Here is a 13,354-nt window from a genome sequence, read left to right as displayed (position 1 = left end):
TAGTATATTAGCTTCATAAAAATTGACTTGGTATGAAGAAATTACTGTTGCTTGCACTCTTATCATCTGCACTCACCAATGCACAAGAGAACGCATTGAAATCTAAAAAAAATGAGGTTCGAATTGACGTTCTTTCGATTGTTACTTCGGGTAAATTTGGAATTAGTTACGAACGATTTTTAGAAAATGACTTCTCTGTCGGAATCAACGCTAATTTTTCGAACAGTAAAAATATTGAAGACGATTTTGAAGCAGGATTTCGAAACAACCTTCCTACCTACGAAGTAAATCCTTACGTACGTTACGCCTTGTCTAAAAGCAAAACCCGGTATTACTTTGCCGAACTATTTGCTTCAGCCAATGGCGGTGATTACAAAGAAGTAGTTCGCTTGCTTGACGAAAATGGCATTGGCTATTTCACTACAGAGAAATCAAAATATTCTGATGTTGCTCTTGGTGCTAGTTTGGGATATAAAATGTATTTCAAAGAAAAAATTGCTCTAGAAGTTTTGGTAGGAATTGGCAGAAACCTTTTCGATACCGATAAAAGCCCTGATTATGTGTCTCGAGTAGGAATTAATTTAGGTTATCGTTTTTAAAATTAAGATCATGAAAAGAATAAAAAATATAGTATTGGCACTTTTTTGTGTAACCTTGGTAAGCAGCTGTAACGATGATGATGGCTTTTACAATGCCGAATTTGTTTCGATTCCAAACTTAGTTGATATTGAAACACAAGCTTCTTACGCCGTAAATGATTATTTGTATTTGAATGCATACATCGATCGCTTGCAAGACGAACCCAACCAAACATCGCAGTTGGATTTGCGTAAATCTACAGGAAATGCACCGTCGTTCAACTTTACTTATTCTTTAGAAAAAAAGGTAGGTAACGATTGGGAATTGGTAGAATTGACAACAAACAATACCATTATTGATGATGGGACTTTATTTTCAGGTGGATTTTATGCCGCTTATGCCAATTTTGATACCACGTTAGATCGTTACCAATTTAGAGCCGGAATTAAATTAGAAACTGCTGGTGAATACCGTTTGAGTTTTGGTTACAATAGTAGTAATAGTGAAGCAGTAGAGTTACGATCAGATTCGGAAGGAAACAACATTTTCTTGAACATTACTAGTACTCAAAATGATTTGAATGGTAATGGTTACTATAGTTTTGTAGTGAATTAGTGCATAAACAATGGAAGAAAAACCATTAAATGTCGACCAATACATAGCACGATTTCCGAAAGAAATTCAAGATCAATTACAAGATATTAGAAACATCATTCGTACTATAGCTCCTGATGCCGAGGAAGTGATAAGCTATAATATGCCCGCTTACAAACAAAATGGCATCGTTGTATATTTTGCTGGATATAAAAATCATATTGGCTTTTACCCTACTCCTTCTGGCATTGAAGCGTTTAAAAATGAATTCCAAAAGTACAACTATTCGAAAGGAGCTGTACAATTTCCTATAGATGCACAATTGCCCAAAGAACTGATAGAAAGAATTGTCCTTTTCCGGATCAATGAAAATAGTAAGCGTGTAAAGAACTAAATTTTACCAATCAATTGCTGTTTTTCCGATACTTTTTAAGAAGGAATTGGTTTGACTAAAATGCTTATTTCCAAACCATTTACCTTGGTTAGCACTCAGTGGCGAAGGATGTCCTGACTCAAGTACCAAATGCTTATTCCGGTCAATATTCTTTCCTTTTTTAATGGCAAAATTTCCCCAAAGTAAAAAAACCAATTGCTCTTTGTTGTCCGATAAAATTTTTATGACCTCGTCTGTGAAAGTTTCCCAACCCAGTTTTTGATGGCTACCAGCTTGATTTTCTTTAACAGTTAATGTCGCGTTGAGTAACAAAACACCTTGTGATGCCCAGCGTTGCAAATTTCCAGAAGTCGGAATGAAAATGGTGTCCAAATCATCATTAATCTCTCTGAAAATATTGCGTAATGAAGGAGGAATTTTAACACCATCATTAACCGAAAAACACAGTCCATTAGCTTCACCTAAACCATGATAAGGATCTTGACCTATAATTACAACTTTTACAGCTTCATAGGAACATTGGTTGAAAGCTTCAAACACTACTTCTTTTGGAGGAAAACATATACTGCGTTGGTATTCTTGTTCTACAGCATGCCACAAATCAGTAAAGTAGTGCTTTTTAAATTCGCTAGCCAAAACCGTTTGCCAAGATGAAGAAATCGTCGTCAACATTTCATAAATTTTACCAAAAATATAAAAATCTGAATCAATTTGGACTTATAACTTTGTAACTTTGACTTTTATTTTTGTTCCAATACACGAATGCCTAATTTTAAACTACCACGACCCTAATACATGATTTCAATTACTGAAAAAACGCTTCAAGATTTAGAGTTTTCTACTATATTACAAACCTTGTCTGATGGTTGCAATACCGAAATGGGAAAAGCTAAAGCCATGCAGATTGTACCGTTTAAGGATAAAGAACCTTTGATGGATAATTTGCTTCAGACTTCAGAATATTTATCTTCTTTTACCAACAACAACGCGATATCCAATCATGGTTTTGAATCCATAACCAACGAACTTCGATTTCTAGCCATTGAAGACAGTCAATTGGAAGTTTCTGGATTTAGAAAAATTGCATCTTTATCGGAAACGTCGAATACTTTGATTTTGTTTTTGAAGAAATTTCATGAATACTATCCAAAACTTCATGAAAAAGCATCCAAAATTGAAGTAACTAAATATTTAATTCAAAAAATTGAAGAAGTCGTAGACAAATATGGAGAAGTGCGCGATAATGCTTCGCCAGACTTATTGAATATTCGCCGCGACATCAATTCAGTAAGAGGAAAAGTAAATCAAAGTTTCGGTATCGCCATGACGCAGTACAATGCGTTGGGATATCTTGATGATATTAAAGAAAGTTTTGTAGAAAATCGAAGAGTTTTAGCGGTTTTGGCTATGTACCGCCGTAAAGTGAAAGGTTCTATTTTAGGAAGTTCTAAAACAGGAAGTATTGCCTATATTGAGCCCGAAGCAACCTTGAATTATTCGAGAGAATTAAAAAATTTAGAATACGAAGAAAAAGAAGAAATTACCCGAATATTAAAGCAACTTACAAGAGATATTCGTCCGTTTATCGATTTAATCATTCAGTACCAAGAATTCCTTAGTGATATCGATGTAATTGCATCCAAAGCGAAATATGCCAATAAAATCAATGGAATTCTGCCCGCAATTAATAATGAAAAACGTTTGTATTTCAGAGATGCTTACCATCCGATTTTGTATTTGAATAATAAAAGTAAAAACGAAATCACGCATCCCCAAACCATCGAATTAAATCCTGAAAGCAGTATTATTGTAATTTCAGGACCAAACGCTGGTGGAAAAACCATCTCTTTAAAAACAGTTGGTTTACTACAATTGATGTTACAAAGTGGCCTATTAATTCCGGTGCATGAGCGAAGTGAGACGTTTTTATTTGACAGAATCTTGACTGATATTGGAGACAATCAATCTATTGAAAATCATCTAAGTACGTACAGTTACCGACTCAAAAACATGAACTACTTTTTGAAGAAATGCAACAGTAAAACACTTTTTCTTATCGATGAGTTTGGTACAGGTTCCGATCCCGATTTGGGTGGTGCTTTGGCTGAAGTTTTTCTAGAAGAATTTTACCATCGCGATGCTTACGGAATCATTACGACACATTATACCAATTTGAAAATTTTGGCCAATGAGTTACCAAATGCCACAAACGCCAACATGCTTTTTGACGAACGAACATTGGAACCATTATACAAATTGCATTTAGGACAAGCCGGAAGTTCGTTTACATTTGAAGTTGCACAGAAAAACGGAATTCCATTTGGGTTAATCAACCGAGCTAAAAAGAAAATTGAAGGTGGAAAAGTGCGCTTTGACAAGACAATAGCTACACTTCAAAAAGAACGTTCGAAACTAGAAAAAACATCGCAAACCTTGAAAGAAGAAGAAAGCAAAGCGCGTGATGAAAGTAAAAAAATGGAGTCCATCAATGCTAAAATCAAGCAGAAGCTGGAGAGTTATCAAGAATTGTATGACAGCAATCAAAAGATAATTTATATTGGTCAAAAAATTGAAGATATAGCTGAAAAATACTTCAACAATAAAAACAAAAAAGAGCTTATTGGGGAATTTCTCAAGGTAATAGAAATTGAAAATTCAAAACGAAAAAAGGCTACAGCCAAAGAAATAAAGCAAAAAGAAGTTCTTAAAAAAGAAATTAGTAAAGAAGTCGAAGTTCAAGTAGAAGAAATTCGTAAAGAAAAAAAAGAGAAAAAACTCAAAGCATCGTTAGTTGTTGAAAAGCCAAAAGTAGTTCTGAAAGTTGGCGATAGAGTTCGAATGTTTGATGGAAAAGCAATTGGTACTATTGATAAAATCGAAAAAAACAAAGCCGTAGTAAATTATGGTGTTTTTACATCCAATGTTACGCTTGAAGCTTTAGAATTTGTTGAAAAAGCGAAATAATATGATACAACTGCCCAAAAATAAAAAGATCGTACTCTTTGATGGGATTTGCAATCTATGTGAAAGTTCGGTACAGTTTATTATTAAGCACGACCAGAAAGACGTTTTTCGATTTGTAGCATTGCAATCGGAAATCGGTCAAGAAATCCTAAAATCAATAGGGTTGGACACTAATAAAGTAGACAGTATTGTACTTTACGAACCCGGAACAGCTTACTACTATAAATCGCAAGCGGCTTTAAAAATCGCAAAAAACTTAAGTGGTTGGGTTTCTGTTGTGGGAATCTTTACATTTCTACCAACTTCTTTTTCTGACATAATTTATGATTATATTGCCAAAAACCGCTACAAGTGGTATGGCAAAAAAGAAAGTTGTATGATTCCAACACCTGAATTGAAAGCTAAATTTTTAACGTAAAAAAAAACGACTAATTTCTTAGTCGTTTTTTTATCATGGTTGCCATTAGTTATTCTTTGATGATTTTCTTTACACTACTTCCATTATCAGAATTAACAGTCATCATGTACACGCCTGATTGTAAATCTGACATATTTACTTGCGTTGTAGTAGCATTAATAGTATTTCCAGATTTTACTATTCTTCCGTTTAAATCAGCAATTTCATAAGAGAGTATATTAGATCCATTAGAACCTTCTATAGAAACTAAATCACGTACAGGGTTTGGATATACAGTAAAGGAATAATTTGAAAAAGATTCATTTCCTAATGAGCAATTTCCAGAAAATACAGCTTCTATTCCCAATTGTCCTAAATTTGTCGTTAGTAATGTTAAAGTACCACCAGTTAACGCGCTTGTATTGTATACCGTAGTCAAATTTGGATTAACGTAAGAACCAAGTGGAAAATAACCCGCAGTTGCATTGGCTGTTTGCGCTAAACCTACATGAACTTGTTGGTTTGCAGCTATTGCAATTGGAGTAGGAAATGTAAATGATTTAATGGTATTTAAATCGCCAGCAACTAAAACAGTATTTGGGCTTTGTGCCAATATTGCGCCTGAACTACTTAATAATACCCCAAAAACTGTCTTTCCAACATTCATAGCAGCAGGCGTTTCTGAAGAAATTGCTACATTAACACCAGCAATTGTTGAGGCAACTGAATTTAAAATTGGAGTTGATATTATTCCACTTCCTGTATTAAATCCTACACCAGAAGAATAGCTCACTGCACTTTGACCTTGGCCAGAGACATAACAGGTTGAATTAGTATTAAAATTAAAACTATTATTAGCATTAAATTGATCTGCTGGAACGCTAACACTTAAAACATTTGCACCTAAAGCTGTTGGCGTCCAGCTAGTAAAGTTTACTGTAATAGCTGCTCCGGCTGCTAAAGAGGGAATTGTTTGTGAATTACTGTAGGTATTTGCACCACTTACTCCTGCTGTAACAACTATATTAGTTAGCGCAACATTACTCTTATTTCTAACAATTGCAGATATTGGTGTAGATAAACCTAATGTTGTAGCTATATTACCAAATGAACTAACGCTTTCAACTGCAACATCATTACTGTTTGGATTTACATAACTAAATCGTGTACTTGGTCTAAAACTTGTTGCAGCAAGTGTTGTTGGAGCGGCAGTTGCACTTGCAGCAGAAACACAACCATTGACTAGTCCAGTACTATTTGCACTGTATGTAGCTGGAGTTGTTGCAGCTGTTCCTGTCATTACAAAATCATAAGCAACGTAAATACCTCCACCATTATAAACAAAAGGTGTAGTTAATGTTAAATCGATATTGGTTGCGTTAGCAGGAACTGTATAAGGACCAGAATAAACTTGCGTCATTCCAGCAATAATTGTTGCCCAATCTGTTCCGCGTGTAAATGTTACATCTGCAGAGTTTAGCATGTAAACAATCATGGTTCCAGTTACCGCTGCATTTGCGCCAGCAGTAGTAGAAAAACCAAAAGTGTTTAGAGACGTTCCTGAAATAACTGAATTTAATTCAGAAGCTAAAACAAGAGATGCGCCACGCATAAATGAATGCGCACTTGTACCGTTTGGTACACGAACTTGTGTGGTTGTATTTCCAGTCGGTGCATTCAAAAAAATATTCGCTTGACCAAACGAATAGGTTGTTGCAAATACCGCTACTAGGAAAAGTTGAGTAATTTTTTTCATATTTGTTATTTTTATAATTAAGTAAACAAATATATAAACTATTCTTACTTCGTAATCATTATAATCACTATATATTTAAATAAAATATTAAATTTTAATCCTTTTCCCATTTGCCAACAACAGATGTAGCTAGAGCATTTCCAAGAACATTAGTAGCACTTCTAAACATATCGCAAAAATGATCTATTGGTAAGATTAAAGCAATTCCTTCTATTGGAATATCAAACATTCCGCAGGTTGCCGCGACCACAACCAAACTTGCTCTTGGCACACCGGCAATACCTTTACTGGTAAGCATTAATACTAAAAGCATGGTCATTTGCGTTGGCAAATCTAAAGGAACATTGTATACTTGTGCAATAAAAATACTAGCGAAAGTCATGTACATCATGCTGCCATCAAGATTGAAAGAATAACCCAGTGGTAACATGAATGAAACTACTTTGTCTTTGACTCCAAAACGTTCCAATTCTTCGGTAAGTTTAGGAAAAACGGCTTCTGAACTTGTGGTTCCAAATGCAATTACCAACGGACTTACAATTCGTTTTAATAAAATAGTCATGCGACCTTTTAGGAAAATATAACCTACAAGTAGTAAAAATATCCATAATGATGTAATACCAACCATGAATGAAGCAAAGAAATTTTTGTACGTAATCAGCAATTCTCCAGCATCTTTTATAGCAAATACGCCTGCAATAGCTCCGAAAACGCCTAGTGGTGCAAATTTCATTACGTAATTTACCATTTTCAAAATGATGTGCGAGGTTTTGTCTAGAGCGTTTACAACAGGCTTTGCAGAAGTACCTATTGATGCAGCAGCTAAACCAAAAAAGATTGAAAATATTACAATTTGCAAAATTTCATTGGTAGCCATCGCCTCGACGATACTTTTAGGGATGATGTGTTCTACAAAATTTTGAAATGAAAATCCTTGTGTTTTACTAGTTACTTCGGAAGCTGTTGATAAATCTATTTCTCCCAATTTTAAACCTACACCTGGTTCTAAAAAGTTTACCCAAAACAAACCTATCATTAACGATACAAACGACGCTGAGAAAAACCAAGCCATTGCGCGACCTCCTATTCTACCAACTGATTTTAAGTCTCCAAGCTTGGCAATTCCAACGACTAATGTTGTGAAAACCAATGGAGAAATAATCATTTGCACCAACCTAATGAAGATGGTCGCAAGCATTTTTATTTTATCAGAAAAGCCTTTGGCGTCATCTGGAACATAGTTGTTGTGGATGTAAATTCCCAACAAAGCACCAATTACCATTGCTATCAAAATTTGAAATGTTAGGTTGCTTAGAATCGACTTTTTAGGTTCGTGAGTAGTTTCGATAGTGTTCATTTTAAAAGTATTTATGTTTTAGCCCAGATAGTAGTGGGAAGCTTTGTGAAGGAAAACGCTATTTTTTCATGACTAAAAACTGCGACCAACGGAAGCACGTTTTTGGTCTTAGAAAAAAAGCATTTTACAAGCAAACTTGCAACAGATAGCTGGAATTGCTTCTAATAATTAGAATTATAAGTTTTGTTAATAAGGTAAAAATCGGCAAGAACTAGTGCTGTCATCGCTTCGACAATAGGCACGGCGCGCGGCACAACACATGGATCGTGACGCCCTTTTCCTTGCTGTTCTACAATAGTATTTTGATTGGTTAAAACTTCTTGTTTTTGGATTAAAGTGGCGACTGGCTTGAAGGCAACCCGAAAATAGATATCCATTCCGTTGGAAATTCCGCCTTGAATTCCGCCCGATAAATTGGTTTTGGTAGTTCCATCTTCGTTGTATAAATCGTTGTGTTCGCTACCTTTCATTCGTGCGCCGCAAAATCCGCTACCAAATTCGAAGCCTTTCACGGCGTTTATGGATAGCATGGCTTTTCCTAATTCGGCATGCAGTTTATCGAAAACTGGTTCGCCCAATCCGATAGGAACATTTTGGATTACACATGTTATGGTTCCTCCAACGGTATCGCCTTGTTTTTTAATTTCTTTGATGTAGTGCTCCATTTTTTCAGCCGATGCCAAATCAGGACAGCGCACGGCATTGGTTTCGGTTAAGGAGAAATCTAAATCTTGGTAAGGTTTATCGATAAATATTTCACCCACTGAAGATACAAAAGCATTGATTTTAATATCTTTTACAACTTGTTTGGCTATTGCGCCAGCTACTACTCGACTTGCCGTTTCGCGAGCCGAACTTCTTCCACCACCACGATAATCGCGAATTCCGTATTTTTTTTCATACACATAATCGGCATGACTAGGTCGGTACGAATTTTGTATGTGCGAGTAATCGTCTGATTTTTGATTGGTATTTGGAATTAAAAAACCAATTGGCGTCCCGGTAGTTTTTCCTTCGAATAGTCCTGATAAAAGTTGTACTTCATCTTCTTCTTTTCGTTGGGTAACGATGACCGATTGTCCTGGTTTTCTGCGCTGCATTTCGTGTTGAATTGCCTCTAAATCTAGTGTAATTCCAGCAGGACAACCGTCTATAATTCCGCCCAATGCTTCGCCGTGGGATTCGCCAAAAGTGGTGATTTTAAAAAGTGTTCCGTAGCTATTTCCAGCCATTTTATGATGTTTTCAACAAATATAGGATTATTGTTTAAAGTTTAAAAATATTAAGGTTTAAAATATAAAAGTCAAAATGTTGAAAACAATGTTGAAAGAAATTAATTTCTTAACGTTTAACTAAATTTCAATTCACAATTGAAGGTGTAATTTGTAAAACTTCAAATTATACTATTTTGAAAAAACGAAAAGTTGAATTGGTGGTGTTATCGGATGTTCATTTAGGAACTTTTGGATCGCATGCAAAAGAATTGTTACAGTATTTATCGAGTATTAAACCTAAAACGTTGGTGCTGAACGGCGATATAATTGATATTTGGCAATTTAGAAAGTCGTATTTCCCAAAATCGCATTTAAAAGTGATTAAGAAAATTATTGACATGACTTCGAAAGGAACGAAAGTATATTATATTACAGGAAACCATGACGAAATGCTTCGGAAATTTAGCGATTCTATTGTTGGAAATTTCTCGATTATAGACAAGCTGGTTTTGACTCTTGATGATGATAAGAAGGCATGGATTTTTCATGGCGATGTTTTTGATGCTTCGGTACAACACTCTAAATGGGTTGCAAAATTAGGAGGTTTAGGTTATGATTATTTAATATTGACCAATCGATTCGTTAACTGGTGTCTTTCTAAAATGGGAAAGGAACCGTATTCGTTTTCGAAAAAAATTAAAGCTAGTGTGAAAAAAGCGGTGAAATTCATTTCCGATTTTGAAACCACTGCTACCGATTTGGCTATAGAAAAAAAATACGACTATGTGATTTGCGGACACATTCATGAACCTAAAATTACATGGAAAGAAAATAAAAATGGTTCTACGTTGTATTTAAACTCTGGCGATTGGGTTGAAAATTTAACTGCATTGGAATACAACAAAAAACGATGGAAAATGTATAAACATTCTGATTTTGTTGCAACGGAAGAGGAAGATTTGTTTCAAATGGACGACTTAATTAACCAACAATTAGTTGCATCAATAATTATGTCGAAGAAATAATTTTGTTATATTAGCCAATTAATATGATAAAATATGAAACCTACTTTTTTATACGCAATCCTTTTTTTGGCATTATTTACATCTTGTTCTACTGACGAAGAAAACGCAATTGGAACTTCTGCAAATTATTTTCCTTTGGCAAGTGGCAATTTTTGGACGTACGATGTACAAGGACAAACTATTGGAAGAGATTCGCTTTACGTAGCTGGCGATACTATAATTGAAAATAGTGATTTCAAAAAAATGAAGTCGCAATTTTTACCTTTTGGTTTTTTCACGAATTCTTTAGCAGAAAACGGATTGAAGATCAATGGTTCAAAAGTGGTTCTGAGCGGTGGCTTGAATTTTGATCTAGGAACTGGATTACCTTTAAATTTAACAGTTTCAAATTTCACCGTACTTGATGAAAATGCTTCAGCAAATGCGCAATTAAGCACCACAACGGGAACCTTTTCACAGACTTTTGATACATTTCCGCTGACATTCAATTATACTTTAAAATCTGTTGCCGATGGTAGTTTACCAACATTTACTTCACCAGATGGTACCGTGTATACTGATGTTAAAAAAACAAAAATTGTTTTGACTTTAAAGATCACTACCACAACTACGATTCCAGGAACTCCTTTTCCTGTTACTTTAAACTTGTTAGACCAACAAGATGTAATTACGGCAACACAATATTATAGTAAAGACATTGGAATGGTTTATAATAACACCGCTATTACTTACGAGTTCAATCCTCAATTGGCAGATTTTCTTCCAATTCCGGCATCTGGAAACCAAACTCAAGAGGAATTTTTAGATGTTTATGAAGTAAATTAATTATTTCTAAATTTTAAAATCCTATATTTCAGTTAGTTATTAGCCTGCTAAAAATTGTGTAACACTTTATCATTATTATGTAACGATAAAAATCAAGCATAGTATGATATTTGCATAACTAATTTAAATAAATCAATTTATGAAGAAAGTAATTTTATCAGCTTTTATGTTAATCGGATTAGCATTTAGCGCACAAGCACAAGACATTTCAAAAAACGCATTAGGATTACGTTTAGGAGATAACGACGGATTTGGTGGAGAAATATCGTACCAAAGAGGTCTAGGAGATAACAACCGTTTGGAGTTGGATTTAGGTTTCAGAAACAGTAATGATGTAGATGCTTTCAAACTTACAGGTTTATACCAATGGGTTTGGAATATTGAAGGAGGTTTTAACTGGTACGCTGGTGTTGGTGGTGGTTTAGGAAGCTGGAGTTATGACAGAAGAATTGGAAACGACAGATTCGAAGATGATGGTACATTCGCATTTATTGCTGGTGACCTAGGAATCGAGTACAATTTTCAAGAAGCTCCAATTCAATTGGCTCTAGATATTAGACCAGAATTGTATTTTAATGACAATGATAATTTTAGAGATGATAATTTTGGACCAGATTTAGCTTTAGCTATCCGTTACAGATTCTAGTCTTTGAATTTAATACAACAAAAAATCCCAAGAAGTAGTTCTCGGGATTTTTTTATTTTATTTCAATTGGCTTTTTAGATTTTACTTTAAGGATATAATATGGTTTTGTAATCGCAGTTGTAGCCATTCCTGATGGTGGGACTTCTTTCAAAGTAATGCTGATTTTATCGGCTAACTCCTGAATACTTTCGACTTCTAAAGTATAGCCACCTGAGTTTTTTTCACCCATATTGACCAAAATAAAATTAGAAGTTTTAATATCATCTGGTTTTAAATAGGGTTTAATTATTTCATCATTAAGTAGCATTTTGAATTCATTCTCTTCTGATATTATTTCGTAAAATTGAAAACTACCGCCACCATAATCGCTTCCAAAAAGCACATCATACAACGGTTTGGACTCGAGTGGTTTTTTAAAAGTTGAACACGAAGTTAGAATAATAGCAAATGCTAGTACGCTAAATTTTTTCATGAATTGACTGAATTGCTTTTTGGTAAATGTCTTCATAAATTGGTAAAATATTTTTAATATCAAATTGTTTGGCAACTTGAAGCGCATTCTTTTTAAACGTATTTAACGTTTCAATATTGCTTAAAATTTTCAACGCATTGTCCGCCATCTCATCAATATTTCCAACATCTGAAAGATAACCTGAAATTCCATCAAAATTTACTTCAGGCAAACCACCCGAATTACTTGATATTACCGGAACACTCCAAGCCATTGCTTCTAATGCTGCAAGTCCAAAACTTTCGGTTTCTGATGGTAGCAAAAATAAATCGGTGTAGGATAAAATCTTATCAATTTCATTACTGTTTCCAAAAAAGATCACTTTATCTTGGACACCTAGTTCTTCGCACAAACGTTCTGCCTTTTCTTTTTCAGGTCCATCACCTACCATCATCAGTTTGGCTGGTAAACTTTGTTGCACTTTATAAAATATTTTTATTATATCTGGAATTCGTTTTATCTTTCTGAAATTACTAATGTGTGTTATGATTCGCTCTTCTGGTTTTGCCATAACCGAACGTTCACATCGAATTTCGCGTTCGTTTCTGTCTTTCCCTAATTCGATAAAATTGGGAACAACATGAATATCTTTTTTAATGTTGAACAATTTGTAGGTATCGTCTTTAAGACTTTGAGAAACAGAGGTCACAACATCTGATTTATTGATGCTAAAACTTACTGCTGTTTTATAAAATGGATGATTTCCAACCAAGGTAATATCGGTACCATGAAGCGTTGTTACCATTGGAATTACAATACCTTCGTCTTTTAACATTTGCTTAGCCATATATCCTGCGTAAGCGTGTGGAATGGCATAATGAACATGAAGCAGCTCAATTTTATATAATTTCACCATATCAACCAACTTACTTGACAGTGCCAATTCGTAAGGTTGATAATGAAATAATGGATATTCAGGAACATTGACTTCGTGATAATGTACATTGGAGTTTAAAAGTGCCAATCGAACTGGTTGTCGGTAGGTAATAAAGTGTATTTCGTGTCCGCGATGGGCTAATTCCAAACCAAGTTCAGTAGCAACAACGCCACTACCACCAAAGGTTGGATAACAAACTATTGCAATTTTCATAG

Annotated in this window: 14 protein-coding genes; 8 read left to right on the top strand and 6 right to left on the bottom strand. The window is 34.7% G+C overall.

Annotated elements, in window-relative coordinates:
* Positions 1–32: 32 nt before the first annotated feature.
* Genes ACZ098_RS14090 through ACZ098_RS14080 form a run of 3 tightly spaced genes read left to right on the top strand, consistent with a single transcriptional unit; the run spans position 33 to position 1,567 of the window.
* Positions 33–599: a DUF3575 domain-containing protein gene (locus tag ACZ098_RS14090; RefSeq protein ID WP_487312402.1), complete on the top strand. Its 567-nt coding sequence runs from the start codon at positions 33–35 to the stop codon at positions 597–599.
* 10 nt (positions 600–609) lie between these two features.
* Positions 610–1,194, top strand: a complete 585-nt coding sequence (locus ACZ098_RS14085) for a hypothetical protein (protein WP_487312401.1) — start codon at positions 610–612, stop codon at positions 1,192–1,194.
* 10 nt (positions 1,195–1,204) lie between these two features.
* The gene (locus ACZ098_RS14080) at positions 1,205–1,567 is read left to right on the top strand and encodes an iron chaperone (protein WP_487312400.1); all 363 of its coding nucleotides are present in this window, start codon (positions 1,205–1,207) and stop codon (positions 1,565–1,567) included.
* Between the two features lie 3 nt (positions 1,568–1,570).
* Here the strand turns inward: ACZ098_RS14080 and ung are convergent, their stop codons facing one another.
* Entirely contained in the window at positions 1,571–2,239 is a 669-nt protein-coding gene (gene ung, locus ACZ098_RS14075) for a uracil-DNA glycosylase (RefSeq protein WP_487312399.1), read from the bottom strand.
* Between the two features lie 123 nt (positions 2,240–2,362).
* Here ung and ACZ098_RS14070 point away from each other — a divergent pair, with 123 nt between their 5' ends.
* Both ACZ098_RS14070 and ACZ098_RS14065 read left to right on the top strand, forming a co-directional pair.
* The gene (locus ACZ098_RS14070) at positions 2,363–4,531 is read left to right on the top strand and encodes an endonuclease MutS2 (RefSeq protein ID WP_487312398.1); all 2,169 of its coding nucleotides are present in this window, start codon (positions 2,363–2,365) and stop codon (positions 4,529–4,531) included.
* Position 4,532: 1 nt separating this feature from the next.
* The gene (locus ACZ098_RS14065) at positions 4,533–4,949 is read left to right on the top strand and encodes a thiol-disulfide oxidoreductase DCC family protein (protein WP_487312397.1); all 417 of its coding nucleotides are present in this window, start codon (positions 4,533–4,535) and stop codon (positions 4,947–4,949) included.
* A gap of 49 nt (positions 4,950–4,998) precedes the next feature.
* Here ACZ098_RS14065 and ACZ098_RS14060 read toward each other — a convergent pair whose 3' ends face one another.
* The 3 genes from ACZ098_RS14060 to aroC all read right to left on the bottom strand — a co-directional run bounded on the left by ACZ098_RS14060 (position 4,999) and on the right by aroC (position 9,273).
* Entirely contained in the window at positions 4,999–6,684 is a 1,686-nt protein-coding gene (locus ACZ098_RS14060) for a T9SS type A sorting domain-containing protein (protein WP_487312396.1), read from the bottom strand.
* Between the two features lie 94 nt (positions 6,685–6,778).
* Entirely contained in the window at positions 6,779–8,041 is a 1,263-nt protein-coding gene (locus ACZ098_RS14055; protein ID WP_487312395.1) for a dicarboxylate/amino acid:cation symporter, read from the bottom strand.
* Between the two features lie 161 nt (positions 8,042–8,202).
* Entirely contained in the window at positions 8,203–9,273 is a 1,071-nt protein-coding gene (gene aroC, locus ACZ098_RS14050; protein ID WP_487312394.1) for a chorismate synthase, read from the bottom strand.
* Positions 9,274–9,449: 176 nt separating this feature from the next.
* Here aroC and ACZ098_RS14045 point away from each other — a divergent pair, with 176 nt between their 5' ends.
* From ACZ098_RS14045 to ACZ098_RS14035, 3 genes are all read left to right on the top strand, one after another.
* Entirely contained in the window at positions 9,450–10,280 is an 831-nt protein-coding gene (locus ACZ098_RS14045; RefSeq protein WP_487312393.1) for a UDP-2,3-diacylglucosamine diphosphatase, read from the top strand.
* A 33-nt stretch (positions 10,281–10,313) separates the two neighbouring features.
* A complete protein-coding gene (locus ACZ098_RS14040; RefSeq protein WP_487312392.1) occupies positions 10,314–11,105 on the top strand; it encodes a hypothetical protein in 792 nt (263 codons plus the stop codon).
* Between the two features lie 139 nt (positions 11,106–11,244).
* Positions 11,245–11,751 (top strand): hypothetical protein, encoded by a 507-nt coding sequence (locus tag ACZ098_RS14035; protein ID WP_487312391.1) that lies wholly within the window; start codon positions 11,245–11,247, stop codon positions 11,749–11,751.
* 52 nt (positions 11,752–11,803) lie between these two features.
* On the opposite strand, the gene ACZ098_RS14030 is transcribed toward ACZ098_RS14035, so the two are convergent.
* Both ACZ098_RS14030 and bshA read right to left on the bottom strand, forming a co-directional pair.
* Positions 11,804–12,259 (bottom strand): protease complex subunit PrcB family protein, encoded by a 456-nt coding sequence (locus tag ACZ098_RS14030; RefSeq protein WP_487312390.1) that lies wholly within the window; start codon positions 12,257–12,259, stop codon positions 11,804–11,806.
* Complete coding sequence (bshA, locus tag ACZ098_RS14025) at positions 12,210–13,352, bottom strand: N-acetyl-alpha-D-glucosaminyl L-malate synthase BshA (RefSeq protein ID WP_487312389.1); 1,143 nt, start codon at positions 13,350–13,352, stop codon at positions 12,210–12,212. Before bshA ends, ACZ098_RS14030 begins: the two co-directional genes overlap by 50 nt.
* Between the last annotated feature and the right edge of the window lie 2 nt (positions 13,353–13,354).

The sequence above is a fragment of the Flavobacterium sp. SP2 genome, from assembly GCF_057626655.1.
Note: the sequence above shows the minus strand (reverse complement) of the source record. Positions and strands in the feature narration are given on the sequence as shown.

Coding starts and splice junctions, on each gene's coding strand:
- ACZ098_RS14065 (WP_487312397.1), top strand. CDS start 4,533: ATGATACAACTGCCCAAAAATAAAAAGATCGTACTCTTTGATGGGATT.
- bshA (WP_487312389.1), bottom strand. CDS start 13,352: ATGAAAATTGCAATAGTTTGTTATCCAACCTTTGGTGGTAGTGGCGTT.
- ung (WP_487312399.1), bottom strand. CDS start 2,239: ATGTTGACGACGATTTCTTCATCTTGGCAAACGGTTTTGGCTAGCGAA.
- ACZ098_RS14055 (WP_487312395.1), bottom strand. CDS start 8,041: ATGAACACTATCGAAACTACTCACGAACCTAAAAAGTCGATTCTAAGC.
- ACZ098_RS14085 (WP_487312401.1), top strand. CDS start 610: ATGAAAAGAATAAAAAATATAGTATTGGCACTTTTTTGTGTAACCTTG.
- ACZ098_RS14070 (WP_487312398.1), top strand. CDS start 2,363: ATGATTTCAATTACTGAAAAAACGCTTCAAGATTTAGAGTTTTCTACT.
- ACZ098_RS14080 (WP_487312400.1), top strand. CDS start 1,205: ATGGAAGAAAAACCATTAAATGTCGACCAATACATAGCACGATTTCCG.
- aroC (WP_487312394.1), bottom strand. CDS start 9,273: ATGGCTGGAAATAGCTACGGAACACTTTTTAAAATCACCACTTTTGGC.
- ACZ098_RS14090 (WP_487312402.1), top strand. CDS start 33: ATGAAGAAATTACTGTTGCTTGCACTCTTATCATCTGCACTCACCAAT.
- ACZ098_RS14040 (WP_487312392.1), top strand. CDS start 10,314: ATGAAACCTACTTTTTTATACGCAATCCTTTTTTTGGCATTATTTACA.
- ACZ098_RS14030 (WP_487312390.1), bottom strand. CDS start 12,259: ATGAAGACATTTACCAAAAAGCAATTCAGTCAATTCATGAAAAAATTT.
- ACZ098_RS14035 (WP_487312391.1), top strand. CDS start 11,245: ATGAAGAAAGTAATTTTATCAGCTTTTATGTTAATCGGATTAGCATTT.
- ACZ098_RS14060 (WP_487312396.1), bottom strand. CDS start 6,684: ATGAAAAAAATTACTCAACTTTTCCTAGTAGCGGTATTTGCAACAACC.